Below are 17318 nucleotides of genomic sequence, written 5' to 3'. Positions count from 1 at the left end.
GAAATCACGTCTTGATCCACCACAGCGTCTCGACGGGAAAGCCATAATCGGGCTTCGGCTCCTTGAAACCGAACCGGTCCCAATAGGCCGCGAGATGATTCGCTGTCGTCCAATTTGGAATCCAGTCGCGCCGGATACGCAAGTACCGATCGAGCACCTGCATCGTGGCGACGAGTTCTTCACGCGTCGAAACCTTGCCGATATCCGCAATCAGCGCATCGATCAACGGGTCTTCCGTGCCGGGAAGATTATAGCTGCCCGGAACCTTGGCCGATTCGGAACCAAACATCCCGGCAAGCGATTCCTGCGTCGGCGTGGGGCTGAACTGCAACGCCATACCCACCATGTCGAACTGGAAGTCCTGCATCCGTACCTGATACTGGCTTGCATCGACAAACCGCAGGCTGGCGTCAATGCCGATGGCGCGCAACTTCTGCACATAAGGATTGTAGACCCGGGTGAAGGCTTCCGAATTGGAAAGAATCTCCAGCGCGAATTTCGACCCGTCCTTGTCGTGGAACTGGCCGTTCTTGCGCTCGAAACCCGCTTCCTCCAACAGCTTGATGGCCTGCGCGAACTGCGCGCGGTCGCGGCCTGTTCCGTCCGATACCGGCATTAGCACGGCTTCACTGAAAACCGCATCCGGCAGTTTTCCGCGATAACGTTCAAGAACTTTCAGTTCATCGGGCGTCGGCATGCCGCTCGCCTGAAAATCCGATCCGTTGAAGCACGACTGCGAGCGGGCATAGACCTTGTAGAAAAGGTTCTCATTCGTCCATTCGAAGTCGAAGCAGAGCGCAATTGCTTCGCGCACGCGCGGATCGCGGAACCGTTTGCGGCGCTGGTTCAGCGCCCATGCCTGCATCAGCGGGCGCTTCTCTTTCGGAAAAGTGCGCTTGATGACCTTTCCCTGCTGGATGGCCGGGAAGTCATAGGCCGTCGCCCAGTTCTTGGAGACGGTCTCCTCCCGGTAGTCGATACTGCCTTTCTTGAAGGCTTCGAACTGCGGCTGGCGGTCGCGGAAAAACTCGATACGGATGCGGTCGAAATGATTGAAGCCCTTCTGCACCGGCAGATCTTTCGCCCAATAATCCTCGACGCGCTCATACTCGATGAACTGACCGGCGGCGAAATTGCCGACCTTGTAAGCGCCTGAGCCCAGCACCGGCTCCATGGTCGTGGCTTCGAAATCGCGATCCTTGAACCAGCTTTCCGACAGGATCGGCACGGCCACGGCATCAAGGATGGCGTTCGGTCCGCGCCCTTCGACGAAGCGCATGCGCACTTCTCGGTTGCCGGTTGCCTCCACCTTTTCGACGCCTGCCAGATACTGGCGCAGCGTTGGATGAGCTTTCTGCTTGATGGTCGCATAGGTGAACAACACGTCTTTCGCCTCAATAGGCGAGCCATCGTGAAAACGCGCCTCCTTGCGAAGCTTGAACGTGCAACTGCGGCGATCTTTCGAAAGCGTCGCACTTTCCGCGATCAGGCCGTAGACAGAATCCGGCTCGTCCAGCGCCGAAGCCATCAGCGTATCGAAGGTCAGCTCCATGCGCGGCGGCGCATCACCCTTGAACGTGAAGGTATTGAGCGTGTTGAACGTGTCGGCATTCTGGTTCCAGACCCAGCTCGACGGTGCGAAATTGAACGTGCCGCCCTTCGGTGCTTCGGGACTGGCATAGTCGAAATGGGAGAAATCGGGACCGTATTTCAGGTCACCGAAAGTCGAAAGCCCATGCAGCGCTTTGCCTGTCGGGATGTCGGCAAAGGCCCTTGGCGGCAGGAAGGCTGCAACGGCGGCACTTCCCGAAAGCCCCAGAAAATGGCGGCGGTTCATGCGAAGGATTGTCATTCTCGCTCCGCCCTCATTCACTGCCGGTTTTGAGCTTGGCTTCCTTCGCAGGGTCTATCCACCAGGAGAACGGGTCAATCCCAAGATAGTCCGGCTGCTTTTCAGGCATTCCGAATTTATTCCAGTAGGCCACATTGATGTGGTCTGAGTACCATTGCGGAATGACGTAATAGTTCCACAGGAGCGCCCGGTCGAGCGCATGGGTCGAGGCGACCAGCTCCTCACGATCCTTGGCATAGATGACATGGTCGATCAGCTTGTCGATGGCCGGGTTCTTGATACCGGCATAGTTGCGGCTGCCTTTGAAGTCGGCGGCCTTGGAACCCCACATGTCGCGCTGCTCATTGCCGGGTGAACTGCTCTGCGGGATGACTGAGGTGACCACATCATAGTCGAAATCATTGACGCGGGCCTGATATTGCGCCGTGTCGACGATACGCACGGTCGCGTTGATGCCGATCTTGCGCAGGCTTGCTGCGAACGGATTGTAAATACGCTCGTCCGTCGGGTCCTTGCCGAGAAATTCGATGGTGAACGGATTGCCCTTGGCATCGACGAGTTTGTTGCCCTGCACTGTCCAGCCGGCTTCCGAAAAGAGTTTCAGCGCGGTGCGCAGATTTTCGCGGGTGGCTTGCGGTGTGTCATAGACCGGCAGCTTGAATTCCTTCGTCAGTGCATCAGCAGGAAGCGAATCCTTCACCGTTTCCAGAATGGCCTGTTCCTCGGGTGTCGGCGGGCCGCTCAGCTCCAGCTCGTTTCCTGCGAAATAGCTGTTGATGCGCTTGTACTGGTTGAAGAACAGCAGGCGGTTCATCGATTCGAAGTCGAAGGCGTAGGTCAGCGCCTGACGCACTTTCGGGTCTTTGAACTTGTCGCGGCGCGTGTTCAGGAAATAGCCCTGCATACGTCCGGCGGCATGGAAGGGAAACGAAGCCTTCACGACATCGCCGCGCTGTACGGCTGGGAAATTATACTGTTCAGCCCAGCGCTGGGCACGATTCTCGTTGCGATAATCGTACTGTCCGCCCTTCTTGAAGGCTTCCCAGGTTGCATCCTCGTTGAAATAGTACTCGTAGCGCAGGCGGTCGAAATTATTGCGCCCGACATTGACGCCCAAATCCTTGCCCCAATAGTCATCGACGCGCGCCCAGGTGATGGAGCGTCCGGGCGTCATGCTGTCGATCTTGTAGGCGGAAGAGCCGAGCGGGATTTCAAGCGTCGCGCGGGTAATGTCGCGCTGTTTGCCCTGTGCATCCTTGCCTTCCCACCAGTGCTTGGGCAGAACGGCAAGCTGTCCCAGAATCTGCGGCAATTCGCGATTGCCTTTTTGGCTGAAGGTGAATTTCACCTCACGTTCGCCAGTCTTTTCCGCCTTCTCCACGTCGCCATAATATTTGTTGTACATCGGCGACTGCCTCTTCAGCACATCGAACGACCAGATCACGTCATCGACGGTGATCGGCTGGCCATCGTGCCATTTCGCTTTTGGATTGAGCTTGAACTTAACCCAGGAGAAATCATCGGGATACTGCAGGGCTTCGGCGATGAGCGGGTATTGCGTCGATCCCTGATCGAGCGAATCCGTCATCAGAGTGTCGTAGAGAAGACCGCCGCCGAAATCGGACAGGCCAGCGGCTGCGACCCCCTGCACCACAAACGGATTGAGACTGTCGAAGGTGCCAACGGCGACCATGTTCAGCGTGCCGCCTTTCGGCGCGTCGGGATTCACATAGTCGTAGTGCTTGAAATCAGCAGGATATTTGGGCTCGCCAAGCAGGCTGGAGGAATATCGCCATTGGGGTTCCGCGTCATTTGCGCGACCAATTGAAACCGTGCTCGCAAGCATGGCCACCGCAAACGCACCCGCCCAAAAAGCTCTCATCCAGCCTCTCCGTTCCTGTTTCGGATCTATTCGAACGAGTTTTATGGGTTTTTGCGGAGGAAGAAAGGCATGCGGGCAAGAAATTTAATGCGGGCACGAAAAAAGCCCGGCGAACCGGGCTTTGATCATGTTTCTATCCTGCAGGCCTAATTGGCGGGTGCCGGTTCTGCAGGCTTCTGTTCGCCGCCTGCCGGGGCGCTTGACGGTGCACCTTCTGCAGGCTTTTCGCCTTCGGCTGGCTTGGCTTCGCCGCCCTCAGCCGGCTTTGCATCGCCACCAGCGGCAGGTGCCGCATCAGCGGTCGGCAGCGGAGCCGGATTGTCGGACAGTGTGCGCAGATAAGCGATCAGATCAGCGCGTTCATTGTCCTTCTTGTCGCCAGCAAAGCCCATGGCCGTGCCCTTGATGTAGCCCTTCGGCGAGGTCAGGAACTTGTTGAGATGTTCAAAATCCCACTTGTTGCCCGCAGCACCAAACTCCTTCATGGGAGCCGAATAGCCGAAACCTTCAACAGAGGCAGCCGGACGGTTCACGACATCCCACAGATGCGGACCGACCTTGTTGGCGCCACCCTTTTCACCGGTATGGCATGCAGCGCAACGCTTGAAGACGGTTTCACCGCGCGCCGGATCGGCAGACTGCAGCAACGTCGCAATGGAAACTTCTTCCTTGGCCGGTGCAGCGCCCCCTTCACCGGTCGAGGCTTCCGCCGCTTCGATGATAAAGCCCGGCTTTTCGGGCGCAGGCGAGTGAAACAGCGAATCGGACAGGATGCCCGTCGTCATGACAACGAAAACCGTTGCCAGAAAAGCCATGATAAACTTGTTAGTCCGGGTTGAATTCATCGCCGGTCAGCGCTCCCTCTACCAAAACGCTCTCCCCGAGAACGCTCTCCTAGCCGGCATGCAAACCTTCAATAAAGGTCGCAATTCTCTCCCCGGCATCGGGCGGAAACTAGGTCTTTTACCAGGGCGATGCAACACCTATAACGGTAACTAGACCCGTGACTTTTTGACACTTTTGATGCATTTCCAGCGCCTCGAAAGCGGTTTAAAAGACGTCCGCGACCTTATCGATCTCAAGAGGCGATGATGCTTCAGACATTAAAGACACTCACTCTTATCCCGGCACGCATGGCGTCCACGCGGCTGCCGAACAAGCCGCTCGCCGATATTTGCGGCAAGCCGATGATCGTGCATGTGGCCGATCGTGCAGCGGCTGCAAAGCTGGGCCGGACGGTGGTTGCAACCGACAGCGAAGAGATTTTTTCAATCGTTACCGCGCATGGCCATGAAGCCATCATGACGCGTGAGGATCACGAATCCGGCTCCGACCGCATCTATGAAGCATTGATGAAAGTCGATCCGGCGGGCGAGCTCGATGCCGTGGTGAACGTTCAGGGCGACCTGCCGACCATCGACCCCGATATCATCCGCCGTGCGCTTCTGCCGTTGGAAGACGGACCTGCCGACATTGCAACGCTCGGCGTCGAAATCGAGGAAGAGTCGGAGAAGACCAATCCGAGTGTGGTGAAGATCGTCGGCTCCCCGCTTGCCGGCAACAGCCGCCTGCGCGCACTTTATTTCACCCGCGCAACCGCGCCCTACGGTGAAGGCCCGCTTTATCACCATATCGGCCTTTACGCCTATCGCCGCTCAGCGCTTGAACGCTTTGTGAAGCTTGGGCCGTCTCCCTTGGAGAAGCGCGAAAAACTCGAGCAATTGCGGGCTCTTGAAGCCGGAATGCGTATTGATGTGGAACTTGTGAGGACGGTGCCGCTCGGCGTTGATACGCAGGCCGATCTTGACCGCGCGCGCATTCTTGTAGCACAGGGTATCTAACGGGCCACCGATGAGTGGCATTTAAGAAAGCACGGTACGATGAAAACCAACAGGATTTCCTTTCAGGGTGAAGCGGGCGCAAATTCCGATACGGCGTGCCGCAACATGTTTCCCGATATGGAGCCTTTGCCGTGCCCGACTTTCGAGGATGCCTTCAACGCGGTTGAAACCGGCGCTGCCGACCTCGCCATGATCCCGATCGAGAACACTCTGGCCGGTCGCGTCGCCGATATTCATTATCTGCTGCCGCTCGCCGACATGCATATCATTGGCGAATATTTCCTGCCGATCCATTTCCAACTGATGGTGCTTCCGGGCGTCAAGCGCGAGGAAATCAAGACGGTACACAGCCATGTCCATGCGCTTGGCCAGTGCCGCAACGTCATCCGCCAGAATGGCTGGAAGGGCGTCATCGCAGGCGATACGGCGGGAGCGGCTCGCCTCGTCGCCGATATGAAAGATCGTTCCATGGCGGCTTTGGCACCAAGCCTTGCCGCCGAGCTCTATGGTCTCGATATTCTGGAAGAAAATGTCGAGGATTCGGAAGATAACGTGACCCGTTTCGTTGTTCTGTCCAAGAACAAGCAATGGGCACAGCGTCCCGAAAATGGCGAACGCATCGTGACGACTTTTGTCTTCCGCGTGCGCAACGTCCCGGCTGCGCTCTACAAGGCGCTGGGCGGCTTTGCCACCAATGGCATCAACATGACGAAGCTCGAAAGCTATCAGATCGGCGGGCGTTTCATTGCCACGCAGTTCTATGCCGATGTCGAAGGACACCCGGAAGACGCAAATCTGCAGCTTGCGCTGGAAGAATTGCGGTTCTTCACCAAGGAAGTGCGGATTCTCGGCGTCTACAAGGGCAGCGATATCCGCGATACGCATCTGCTGGCAGCAGAATAATCAGCCTGCGTCGTAGACCCAGGCCTTTATCAGATGGGTTGCGATGGCGCCGGACGGTGGCACCCGCAACCCATTTTCATGTGTGCCTTCCAGCATTGTCCGCACTTCGGCCTTCGAGAACCAGCGACCGTCTTCCAGCTCCGAACGGTCGATAGTGAAGTCGTCGCTCAAAACCTCGGCATGACAGCCGATCATCAGCGAATAGGGAAACGGCCAGGGCTGGCTCGCATGATAGGCAACGCGACCGATGGAGAGCCCCATTTCCTCGACACTTTCGCGGCGCACGGCGGCCTCGATTGTTTCGCCGTGCTCGATAAAGCCTGCGAGGCAGGAATAGGAACCGGGCGCGAAATGCGGGCTGCGGGCCAGAATGCATTTTTCGTCGCGCACCGGCAGCATGATCGCTACCGGGTCGGTACGCGGGAAATGTTCCGCACCACAGTTCGGGCATTGCCGCTTGGCACCGCCAGCGCGCATGTCGGTTTTTGCACCGCAGCGTCCGCAGAAACGGTGATTGGCATGCCATGCGGTCAGCGCTGCGGCTTGCGCCAGCGCGCCGAGCAGGTCGGCGGATACCAGCCCTTCGGTATAAATGCTGCGATAATCCTGCAGACGGAAAGGCGCTTCCATCGTCTCGGGGGCGAACGGTGTCGTCAAAGCGACAAGCGGCGCGCCGTCCTGAAGACCGAGAAAAATCGGCTCGTGAAGATCGGGCGCAAAGTCCTTCGCCTCACCGAGGCGGAACAATGCGCGTGGGGCTTTTTCATCGGCGTAGTCGAGAAGCAGCCGGTTACCGCCAAGCAACATGATTCGCGTTTCGGGAAGTTCCAGCGCCGTGAAGGCAGAATCATCCTGCCGCTTTTCGGATTGGCGGTCGATGCGGTTGCCGGAAAATCCGACAGATCGGCTCGGTTCGATTTCCGGCAGATCGTAGAGACGGAAAGTCATATCTATCTCGGAATTGTTGGGGGATTAAAGCGCATCCCGAAAAGCGTGAAACGGTTTTCGGAAAAGATGCGCGTGAAAGCAAATTAAAGCGCCGTACGAATGTCGGCGATCAGCTGGCGGGCGTCTTTTTCGTCATAGGTCTCGCGGGTGCCAAAGCCCCAGACAGGGCCGGGCCAGCCCGCATCGCCTTCATTGCGGGCGATCACATGCAGATGCAGCTGCCGAACGATATTGCCGAGCGCGCCCGTATTGATTTTCTGGCAACCCGTCACAGTCTTGAGTGCCTGCGTAACGATGCCCAACTCGAAGGTCAGCATGGTCTGGTCGAGTGGCGTCATGTCATGGATTTCAGCTAGGCCAGGACGGCGCGGCACCAGGATCAACCATGGCCAGCGCCGGTCGTTCATCAACCGAAGCTCGCACAGGCCGAGCTTGGCCACGGAAAAAGTGTCGGCATTGAGCCGTTTATCGAGTTCGAATTGTTCCATAGGCCGACATTTACCAGTTTTTTTCGTCCAGCGCTTGCTTTTTGCGTGGCGCCCTCCTTGCTTTTTGCTTCACAATTGACGATATGCAGCGTGGGAGGTTGGTGGTGGACGAGCCACTCGCCAACCGGGTCAGGTCCGGAAGGAAGCAGCCCTAACGAGCCACGGCACGGGTCATCGTGCCAGCCTCCCACCCTTTCTCGCTACGCCGACGACTGTTGATGGGTTGCCTCTTTGGTTGACGCCGCTCATGCGTCCGGTCCAAACTGGCGACTGAGAAAAAGCGGAACAGGAAGAACGGAAGGGTCGCTATGGACACAAAATCCGCCGATGGCGCCTATCGCGTTCTCGCCCGCAAATATCGCCCCCAGAATTTCAACGACCTTATCGGCCAGGAGCCGATGGTTCGCACGCTCAAGAACGCGTTCGAGACGGGCCGCATCGCGCAGGCCTGGATGCTTACCGGCGTTCGCGGGGTCGGCAAGACCACGACAGCGCGCATTCTGGCGCGTGCGCTCAATTACAAGACCGATACGATCGACCAGCCGACCATCGACCTTTCCGTGCAGGGCGAAAACTGCCAGGCGATCATGGAAGGCCGTCATGTCGATGTGATCGAGATGGATGCCGCTTCGCATACCGGCATTGACGATATCCGCGAGATCATCGAGCAGGTGCGTTACCGCCCGGTTTCGGCGCGCTACAAGGTCTACATCATCGACGAAGTGCACATGCTCTCCAATCAAGCTTTCAACGGCCTGTTGAAGACGCTGGAAGAGCCACCGCCGCACGTCAAATTCATCTTTGCCACCACCGAAATCCGAAAGGTTCCGATCACGGTTCTGTCGCGCTGCCAGCGCTTCGACCTGCGCCGTATCGAATCGGGCACGTTGGCGCAGCATCTGCGCCGCATCGCGGAAGCGGAACAGATCGCGGTGGATGATACATCGCTCGCCATGATCGCACGCGCAGGCGAAGGCTCGGCACGCGATTCGCTGTCGATATTCGATCAGGCCATCGCGCATGGTGCGGGTACTGTCACGGCGGAAGCCGTGCGCTCCATGCTGGGCCTTGCCGACCGTGCCCGTATCATCGACCTCTTCGAGATGCTGATGCGTGGCGATGTGGCTGGCGCACTGACGGAATTTCGCGCGCAGTATGATGTCGGTGCCGACCCGTCGGTCGTGCTGACCGATCTTGCCGATTTCAACCATCTCGTGACACGACTGCGTTTCACGCCGGATGTGGCCGAAGACGTGTCCTTGTCGGAAGATGAGCGCGTGCGCGGTCGTGAATTCGCGCAGAAACTTTCTGTCCGTGTGCTGTCGCGCACCTGGCAGATGCTGCTCAAGGGCATTGCGGAAGTCGATACGGCGACGAGACCGGTTCAGGCTGCAGAAATGCTTTTGATCCGGCTTGCCCATGCCGCAGATCTGCCGACGCTGGACGAGGCGATTCGCGGTCTCGACAATGGCTCCGTTTCGGCGCCGCGTCCGCAGCCGGGCAATCCGCGGCCGAATGGCGGCGGTGGTGCGCCGGAAGCGCGTTTTGCCGCCGATGCGGTTGGATCGTCTTCGATGGCTCCAGCTTCCGGTGGACCGGCAACGGCCATGCGTATCGTGGAAACACCACCACAGCCGGTTCAGCCGTCAGCCGCACCGCAGCAATTTGTCGAGAACACGCCGCAGCCTTCGGTGCCGGTCAACAGCTTGCATGATGTCGTCGCACTTGCCGACAAGCACCGCGACATGCAGTTCAAGATTCTGGTCAAGGGTTGCGTGCGCCTTGCATCCATTGCACCCGGGCGGCTCGAAATCGGACTGACCGACGATGCGCCGAAATCTCTGCCGAGCGATATTTCCCAACGCCTCCTGAACTGGACCGGCATTCGCTGGGTGGTGACGGTCGCGCGTGAGGTGGCCGGGCAGACCATTTCGGAGGCGGAAACCGAGCGACGCGACAATCTGGTGACCGATGCCCGCGCCGATCCCGATGTCGCCGCTATTCTCGCGGCCTTTCCGGGGGCAAAAATCACCGACGTGCGCATTGCCGTACCGGAACAGAATGACGACGAGGACATTGACCTCGATGCCGTGGTGGAAACACCGGGCGCACCGTCTGAAGACGACTGATTTACGGAATGATGGAGTGAACCCATGCGTGACATGATGGGCATGATGAAGCAGGCGAAGGAATTGCAGGCCAAGATGAAGGCCATGCAGGACGAGATCGCCACCATGGAAGCCTCAGCCTCTTCGGGCGGCGGGCTGGTGACGATCACTCTTTCCGGCAAGGGCACCCTGTCGGCGCTGAAAATCGATCCGTCGCTGATGAAGGAAGAAGAGGTGGAAATCCTCGAAGACTTGATCATCGCGGCGCATAACGACGCCAAGGCCAAGCTTGAAGCGGCCATGGCCGAGAAGACGCAGTCGCTCACCGCTGGTCTGCCGATTCCTCCGGGGTTCAAGCTGCCGTTTTAAGTGAGTAGGGCAGTTAAGGCATTAGGGCAGTATGTTTTATCTGCCCGAAACGTTGCTGCCTCTGCTTTCCTTATTGTCTTACCGCCCTATTGCCGTATTGCCTTAAAAGATGTCCAAACGAATAGCCGGTCCCGAAATCGAACGTCTTATCCAGCTCCTGGCCCGCGTGCCGGGGCTTGGGCCGCGTTCGGCCCGTCGTGCGGCGCTGCATCTCATCAAGAAGAAAGAAGCGCTTCTGGTACCGCTTGGTGGCGCCATGCAGGAAGCTGCCGAAAAGGTACGCATCTGCTCTTGCTGCGGCAATGTCGATACGTCCGATCCATGCACGATCTGCACCGATGAACGTCGTGATCCCACCACTCTTATTGTGGTGGAAGACGTTTCCGATCTCTGGGCGTTGGAGCGGGCAGGCACGATGAATGTGCGCTATCATGTTCTCGGCGGTCGCCTGTCACCGCTCGATGGCATCGGCCCGGACGATCTCAACATCAAAGGACTGGTGGAACGGGTTTCCACGGGTGAGATCAAGGAAGTGATTCTCGCGGTCAACGCTACCGTCGAAGGCCAGACCACGGCGCATTACATCACCGACCAGCTGTCGAGCTTCGATGTTCGTGTCACGCGGCTTGCCCATGGCGTCCCGGTCGGCGGCGAGCTTGATTATCTGGATGAAGGCACGCTGGCTGCCGCCTTGCGGGCAAGAACCACCCTTTAGAACTAATGGAGAAGGCATGGCAGCGGGAAATTGGAAGCATAGCCTGAAGATTGGTCTCGCACTGGTTGCCAGCCTTGCCATTTCTCCCGCCATTGCCGCACCGTCCAAGGCGCAGATTGAAAGCCAGTATCGCAACTGGCTCGAAAAGGACCTTTGGCCGGAAGCGAAGGCAGCAGGTGTATCGCGCGCCGTGTTCGATCAGGCTTTTGCCGGCATCTCGATCAACTGGAAGCTGCCAGACCTTGTCATCCCCGGCGAAAAGCCCTCGACACCGAAAGAGCAGAAACAGGCGGAATTCGGTGCACCCGGCAAATATTTCAATGCAAAGACGATGGGCGCGGTCACAAGCGGCGGCAAGGCGCGCTATGGCCAATATGCCAATCTCCTGAAGCGCATCGAACAGAAATACGGTGTTCCGGGGCCGATCCTGCTTGCCGTATGGGGCCGCGAATCCGGCTTCGGTACGGTGAAGATTCCCTACAATGCCTATGAGGTTCTTGGAACTAAGGCTTTTATGGCCACTCGCAAGGACATGTTCCGGAAGGAACTGATTGCTGCGCTCGAAATCGCTTCCAAGGGCTATATCGACGAAGCCGCTATGAAAAGCTCATGGGCGGGTGCACTCGGCCAGCCGCAATTCATGCCGACTTCCTATCTGAAACATGCTGTCGATTTCGACGGTGACGGCAAGCGCGACATCTGGAACTCGGTGCCGGATACGCTTGCCTCCATCGCCAATTATCTGAAGCTGTATGGCTGGCAGAAGGGGCGTGACTGGGGCTTTGAAGTGAGCGTCCCGCAGAACGTATCCTGCTCGCTGGAAGGTCCGGATCAGGGCAAGACGATTGCCGAATGGGCAAAGCTCGGCATTACGCGGGTGAATGGCAAACCGTTTCCGGCCAATGAAATGAAGGGCGAGGGCTTTCTGCTCATGCCCGCCGGTCGCTACGGTCCGGCCTTTGTCGTGAGCCCGAATTTCTACGTGCTCAAAGACTATAATATGAGCGATCTCTACGCGCTCTTCATCGGTCACGTCGGTGATCGTATCGCCTATGGTGCGGGCGATTTCAACCGTGGATGGGGCGACGTCGGCTCCATGTATCGCTCTGATATCGGCGCAATGCAGAAACGCATGCAGGTGCTGGGCTATGATGTCGGCAAGCCGGACGGTCTGCCCGGCTTCAAGACCCGTCGCTCGATCGGCCTGTGGCAGGCGAAGAACGGCATGGCGTCAACCTGCTTCCCGCAGCCGGAGCTATTACGTCAGATCCGCTGATCCCCGTCGCTCAGCAAGTTGGCGAAAGACTGCAGCGCTTTCGTCCTGTAGCGGTCGTTGTGCTGCAGCATGAGAAACTGGCGCTGCGGCAGAGCAAAATCCGCCTTTACCAGCGTTCCGGCAGCAAGATGCGGGGCGGCGACAAGTTCCGATATGGCCGTCACGTAATCACCGGAGCGCACCGCCGAACAGATGGCTTCGTTCGATGGCAGTTCCAGCGCCACATGCAGTCGCGCTGGATTATAACCGGAAGCGCGCATCGCATCCTCGAAAACGCTGCGCGTTCCCGATCCCTGTTCACGCAAGATCCATTTTCCCTCGAACAGCCGATCCCAGGTGAGCTTGCCGCCCGTACCCCAGTCATGATCGGGGCGCGCCACCAGAATAAGCTGGTCGCTTGCAACCTTGCTGATTGATAGCGACGGCGCCTGCACAGCACCTTCGACGAGGCCAATATCGGCGACGCCTTCCTGTGTCGCCTCGGTAACGCTTTCCGTATTGCCAAGCGTCAGTCGCACGTCGATCAAGGGGTAGGCGGCGTGAAACCGTGCCAGAAAGGACGGCAGCCAATAGCTGGCGATGGTCTGGCTGGCATGAATGGCGAGAATGCCCCGTTTGCCGCCACCAAGTTCCGATAGCATCCGCTCGGCAGAACGGGCGCGCGCAAACGTTGCGCGTGCCTCGTCCAGAAACATGCGCCCGTCACCGGTCAGCTCGATCCGCCGCCCGATGCGGTTGAAGAGCGTCGCTCCGTAGCGATCTTCCATGGTGCGGATGGCTGAACTGACCGCCGAAGGGGTCAGATGCAGGGCTTCCGAGGCTCGCGTGAGGTGCTCACGCTCGGCGACTTCAATGAAAATTCGTAGCTGTTCCAGTGTCATAGCGATAATCGTTCGATTTTATCGAATGAAATATGCCATATAATGAAATGGATTGAACAGGGAAAAACAGGCATCTAATCAGAAAATAATTCTCATACGAGCATTTCCAGCAAAAGTGCGAAGCGGTTTTGCGCAGGACAATGCGAAAAATGCAGACTGTCAGATTTGAAATGCTGAAAATGACCTACTCCAAAATCCAGAACATCCTCCCGGGACTTGGCTTGAGCGTTGCCGTTGCAATTGCGGCGATCGGACTCGAAAAAGTCGAGGAACATTATGCAGGACGCGCCTGGCTCGAAGCGCTGGTGATAGCCATCCTCCTCGGCACGGTCGTGCGGACGTTCCTGCGTCCAGGCAAGCATTTCAACAAGGGCATCGGCTTTTCCGCCAAGCTCCTTCTGGAAATTGCAGTGGTATTGCTTGGCGCGTCGATCAGCGCCAGCGCGGTGGTGGCCGCGGGTTCGGGACTTATTTTCGGTATTGCAGGCGTCGTGGTGCTGGCTATTACGCTCAGCTACGGGATCGGGCGTTTGCTGAAGCTTCCGCATCGGATGGCCGTGCTGGTCGCCTGCGGCAATTCCATTTGCGGCAATTCCGCTATTGCCGCAACCGCACCGGTTATCGGCGCGGGAAGCGAGGACGTGGCGGCTTCGATCGCCTTTACCGCTATTCTCGGCGTGGTCGTCGTGCTGCTTCTGCCACTGGTGGTGCCGGTTCTGGGGCTGTCGCACACGCAATATGGCGTGCTGGCGGGCCTGACCGTTTATGCAGTGCCACAGGTTCTGGCGGCCACCGCGCCGGTCGCGACGATCAGTGTCCAGCTCGGCACGCTGGTGAAGCTCGTGCGCGTTCTGATGCTAGGACCGGTTATTCTTGCGCTGGCGCTTCTCGCCGGTAACAAGGATGCGAATGCCAAGCCGGGCTTCTTCCAGTTGGTGCCATGGTTCATCCTCGGCTTCCTTGGCATGATGGCGCTGCATTCGCTGCATCTGATACCGGAAACGATTCTGCCTGGCATTCAATATGCCTCGACCATACTCACCATCATTTCGATGGCGGCCCTTGGCCTTGGCGTCGATATCCGCTCCGTGGCATCGGCAGGCGGTCGGGTGACACTGACCGCGGTGCTTTCGCTGGTTGCGCTGTGCATCATCAGCCTTGGCCTGATCCATATGCTCAGCGTTGCATAAAAAGGCCGGGATGGTTCACATCCCGGCCTTTATTCTCACAAGCGATGGTCAGCTCTTCTTGGCCGCATCAGTCGGCTTTGCGTCGACTGATGCATTGACTGTCTTGCTGGCGTCCTTCTTGTCATCACCGGACATGTTGGAGCGGATCGTCACCATATGTTCCGCCTTGATGAGAGTCAGGTTGGCATCGTAATATTTGCCGTTGCCGAGCTGTTCCAGTGCCAGATCGACATCATTGTCTATGGCAGGCAGATTGGCTGTCGTTTCGGTTATCACCAGATCGACATCCGCGAGTTTCAGCTCATCCTGAGCCTCTTTCTTGCGGCCATGCTGGATATGTTCATTGGCCTTTTTCAGGTGGGCAGCCTTTTCAGGCGTCAGCTTGTAGTCATCGACCACACCGGCTTCCATATCGACCGGCAATGTGCCCGACTGAACTTCGGCGACTTAGTTGGCTGGAGCGCCAGCCGCTTTCATCTTGTCAAGCAGGGATGGAGTGTCTTTCTGCGCCTTGTCCAGATCATCCTTGACCGTCGACAGAATGACCTTGGCTTGGTCGGGTGTTCCCTGAAAAATGGCCAGTCGCGCCAGTGTAACGCCGCGCACCGCTGCAAGGCCATCGCCGGAAATGGCATCCAGCTTCTTGATGGCGTCCTGTTGTGCAGCTTTCATGCTCTCTGTCGCCGGGGCATTCGACTTTGTTGCACTTTCGGCGAAGCTTGGCACGGCAAAGGAAGCGCTCAGCAGCGCAGTTGAAAGCAACATTGCGGTCAGGGTGGTGGTTCTGGAAATCATCTTATGCAATCCATTCAAAAGTAATTCTGTATAGATATTTTGCTATGAATAGGCGGATTGGAAGCTTTTATCCTTCACAACTAATACAGAGAAAGCTTTATTAGCCGCTTATCTGCCGAATTGGAAAAGAAGATAATGAATCAATATTGGTCGATCATGTAAAATTGTGCCGGTTCGTGACTATTTCGTGGCGGAGAAATCACCATAAATTTATCTGATAAAGAAAAAGCCCGCCAGGAGGCGGGCTTTCTCATGTTCGATCGAAGAAGAAAAGATTAGTTCTTTTCCTGCTTCTTCAGAGCGGCACCGAGGATGTCGCCGAGCGAAGCGCCGGAGTCGGACGAACCGTACTGAGCGACAGCTTCTTTTTCTTCAGCGATTTCGAGCGCCTTGATCGAGACCTGCAGCTTGCGGGTCTTCTTGTCGAAAGCGATGACGCGAGCGTCAAGCTTCTGACCGACCGTGAAGCGTTCCGGACGCTGCTCGTCGCGGTCACGCGACAGATCCGAACGCTTGATGAAGCTTTCGAGATCGTGGTCGACGAGACGGACTTCGAGGCCACCGTCGGTAACGGCGGTCACTTCGCAGGTCACAACGGCGTTCTTGCGCAGTTCGCCGGAAGCTGCTGCTTCGCCGACCTTGTCGCCGGAAAGCTGCTTGATGCCGAGCGAGATGCGTTCCTTGTCGATATCGACGTCGAGAACGACAGCCTTGACGACTTCACCCTTGTTGTACTCTTCGATGACCTGTTCGCCCGGACGGTTCCAGTCGAGGTCGGAGAGGTGAACCATGCCGTCAACGTCGCCGTCGAGGCCAATGAACAGGCCGAATTCGGTCTTGTTCTTGACTTCACCTTCAACAACGGTACCGACAGGGTACTTCTGGGCAAAGGTCGTCCACGGATTGTCGAGGGTCTGCTTGAGGCCCAGCGAGATACGGCGCTTGACCGGATCAACTTCGAGCACAACGACTTCGACTTCCTGCGTGGTGGAAAGAATCTTGCCCGGATGGACATTCTTCTTGGTCCACGACATTTCGGAAACGTGGATGAGGCCTTCGATGCCCGGCTCGATTTCAACGAACGCACCGTAGTCGGTGATGTTCGTGACGGTGCCGGTGATCTTTTTGCCGATCGGGTACTTCGCGCCGATGCCATCCCAAGGATCGCTCTCGAGCTGCTTCATGCCGAGCGAGATACGATGGGTTTCCTGGTTGATGCGGATGATCTGCACCTTGACCGTCTGGCCGATGGTGAGGATTTCCGACGGATGGTTGACGCGGCGCCATGCCATGTCGGTAACGTGCAGGAGACCGTCGATGCCGCCGAGGTCAACGAACGCACCGTAATCGGTGATGTTCTTGACGACGCCTTCAACGACCTGACCTTCTTCAAGGTTCTGGACGATTTCCGAACGCTGTTCCGCACGGCTCTCTTCAAGAACGGTACGACGCGAGACAACGATGTTGCCGCGACGCTTGTCCATCTTGAGGATTTCGAACGGTTGCGGGACGTGCATGAGCGGGGTGACGTCGCGGATCGGACGGATGTCGACCTGCGAACGCGGCAGGAAGGCAACAGCGCCGTCGAGGTCGACGGTGAAACCACCCTTGACCTGATTGAAGATGACGCCATCGACGCGCTCGCCATTGGCGAACTTCTGCTCGAGCTTGACCCAGCTTTCTTCACGGCGTGCTTTTTCGCGCGACAGGACAGCTTCGCCCAGAGCGTTTTCGATGCGCTCGACGTAAACTTCCACTTCGTCGCCCGGCTTCAGCGTGCCGTCTTTGCCCTTTGCGCCGAATTCCTTCAGCGGCACGCGGCCTTCGACCTTCAGACCGGCGTCGATGATCGCCATGTCCTTTTCAATGGCTACGATGCGGCCCTTGACGACATAACCTTCAGCAAGGTCGTTCGTTGCAAAGGATTCCGCCAGCAGCGACTCGAAGTCTGCGAGGGATGGATTGAATTCTGACATGAATACTCCTGGTGCATCCGGAAAATTCATCGGATGCGGCGCCGGGGGTTAGTGTTGCGTTATGCCCGACCTCGGCCCCGTCTTTGCAGACAAC

At 57.6% G+C, this 17318-nt stretch carries 14 protein-coding genes, 1 other RNA gene and 1 pseudogene; 8 read left to right on the top strand and 8 right to left on the bottom strand.

Translation table 11 applies throughout. The features are described 5' to 3' along the window. Positions 1-4: 4 nt before the first annotated feature. The 3 genes from AAE521_RS14310 to AAE521_RS14300 form a co-directional block, all read right to left on the bottom strand. Complete coding sequence (locus tag AAE521_RS14310) at positions 5-1852, bottom strand: extracellular solute-binding protein (protein WP_342061647.1); 1848 nt, start codon at positions 1850-1852, stop codon at positions 5-7. A gap of 13 nt (positions 1853-1865) precedes the next feature. Then, positions 1866-3734 (bottom strand): extracellular solute-binding protein, encoded by a 1869-nt coding sequence (locus AAE521_RS14305; RefSeq protein WP_342061646.1) that lies wholly within the window; start codon positions 3732-3734, stop codon positions 1866-1868. 146 nt (positions 3735-3880) lie between these two features. Then, positions 3881-4579 carry a c-type cytochrome gene (locus AAE521_RS14300; protein ID WP_342061645.1) on the bottom strand — a complete coding sequence of 233 codons (699 nt, stop codon included), beginning with the start codon at positions 4577-4579 and terminating at the stop codon, positions 3881-3883. 246 nt (positions 4580-4825) lie between these two features. Between AAE521_RS14300 and AAE521_RS14295 the strand changes: the two genes are divergently transcribed. Together AAE521_RS14295 and AAE521_RS14290 are read left to right on the top strand one after the other, a co-directional pair. After that, the gene (locus AAE521_RS14295) at positions 4826-5575 is read left to right on the top strand and encodes a 3-deoxy-manno-octulosonate cytidylyltransferase (protein ID WP_342061644.1); all 750 of its coding nucleotides are present in this window, start codon (positions 4826-4828) and stop codon (positions 5573-5575) included. Positions 5576-5614: 39 nt separating this feature from the next. After that, positions 5615-6478 (top strand): prephenate dehydratase, encoded by an 864-nt coding sequence (locus AAE521_RS14290; protein WP_011982259.1) that lies wholly within the window; start codon positions 5615-5617, stop codon positions 6476-6478. Here AAE521_RS14290 and nudC read toward each other — a convergent pair whose 3' ends face one another. After that, positions 6479-7426 carry an NAD(+) diphosphatase gene (nudC, locus tag AAE521_RS14285; protein WP_342061643.1) on the bottom strand — a complete coding sequence of 316 codons (948 nt, stop codon included), beginning with the start codon at positions 7424-7426 and terminating at the stop codon, positions 6479-6481. A gap of 83 nt (positions 7427-7509) precedes the next feature. Continuing rightward, the gene (locus AAE521_RS14280; RefSeq protein ID WP_342061642.1) at positions 7510-7914 is read right to left on the bottom strand and encodes an HIT domain-containing protein; all 405 of its coding nucleotides are present in this window, start codon (positions 7912-7914) and stop codon (positions 7510-7512) included. Between the two features lie 93 nt (positions 7915-8007). Here AAE521_RS14280 and ffs point away from each other — a divergent pair. From ffs to AAE521_RS14255, 5 genes are all read left to right on the top strand, one after another. After that, positions 8008-8105: signal recognition particle sRNA small type (ffs, locus tag AAE521_RS14275), an RNA gene on the top strand. 117 nt (positions 8106-8222) lie between these two features. Then, positions 8223-10043 carry a DNA polymerase III subunit gamma/tau gene (locus AAE521_RS14270; RefSeq protein WP_342061641.1) on the top strand — a complete coding sequence of 607 codons (1821 nt, stop codon included), beginning with the start codon at positions 8223-8225 and terminating at the stop codon, positions 10041-10043. A 24-nt stretch (positions 10044-10067) separates the two neighbouring features. Further along, positions 10068-10391, top strand: coding sequence for a YbaB/EbfC family nucleoid-associated protein (locus tag AAE521_RS14265; protein WP_010657829.1), 324 nt, complete (start codon positions 10068-10070; stop codon positions 10389-10391). Positions 10392-10500: 109 nt separating this feature from the next. Further along, positions 10501-11106 carry a recombination mediator RecR gene (gene recR / locus AAE521_RS14260; protein ID WP_010657830.1) on the top strand — a complete coding sequence of 202 codons (606 nt, stop codon included), beginning with the start codon at positions 10501-10503 and terminating at the stop codon, positions 11104-11106. Between the two features lie 16 nt (positions 11107-11122). Continuing rightward, entirely contained in the window at positions 11123-12382 is a 1260-nt protein-coding gene (locus AAE521_RS14255) for a lytic murein transglycosylase (protein WP_342061640.1), read from the top strand. Here the strand turns inward: AAE521_RS14255 and AAE521_RS14250 are convergent. Next, complete coding sequence (locus AAE521_RS14250) at positions 12370-13263, bottom strand: LysR family transcriptional regulator (RefSeq protein WP_342061639.1); 894 nt, start codon at positions 13261-13263, stop codon at positions 12370-12372. The two genes, AAE521_RS14255 and AAE521_RS14250, sit on opposite strands and share 13 nt — an antisense overlap. 170 nt (positions 13264-13433) lie before the next feature. Here AAE521_RS14250 and AAE521_RS14245 point away from each other — a divergent pair, with 170 nt between their 5' ends. Further along, positions 13434-14453, top strand: a complete 1020-nt coding sequence (locus AAE521_RS14245; RefSeq protein WP_342061709.1) for a YeiH family protein — start codon at positions 13434-13436, stop codon at positions 14451-14453. 48 nt (positions 14454-14501) lie between these two features. Here AAE521_RS14245 and AAE521_RS14240 read toward each other — a convergent pair. Together AAE521_RS14240 and rpsA are read right to left on the bottom strand one after the other, a co-directional pair. Then, a pseudogene (locus AAE521_RS14240) lies at positions 14502-15125 on the bottom strand (YfdX family protein). Between the two features lie 398 nt (positions 15126-15523). Beyond that, positions 15524-17224 carry a 30S ribosomal protein S1 gene (rpsA, locus tag AAE521_RS14235; protein ID WP_010657835.1) on the bottom strand — a complete coding sequence of 567 codons (1701 nt, stop codon included), beginning with the start codon at positions 17222-17224 and terminating at the stop codon, positions 15524-15526. Between the last annotated feature and the right edge of the window lie 94 nt (positions 17225-17318).

The organism is Brucella cytisi (assembly GCF_038433355.1).
Lineage (GTDB): Bacteria > Pseudomonadota > Alphaproteobacteria > Rhizobiales > Rhizobiaceae > Brucella > Brucella cytisi.
This window is presented reverse-complemented; position numbering and strand designations above follow the sequence as displayed.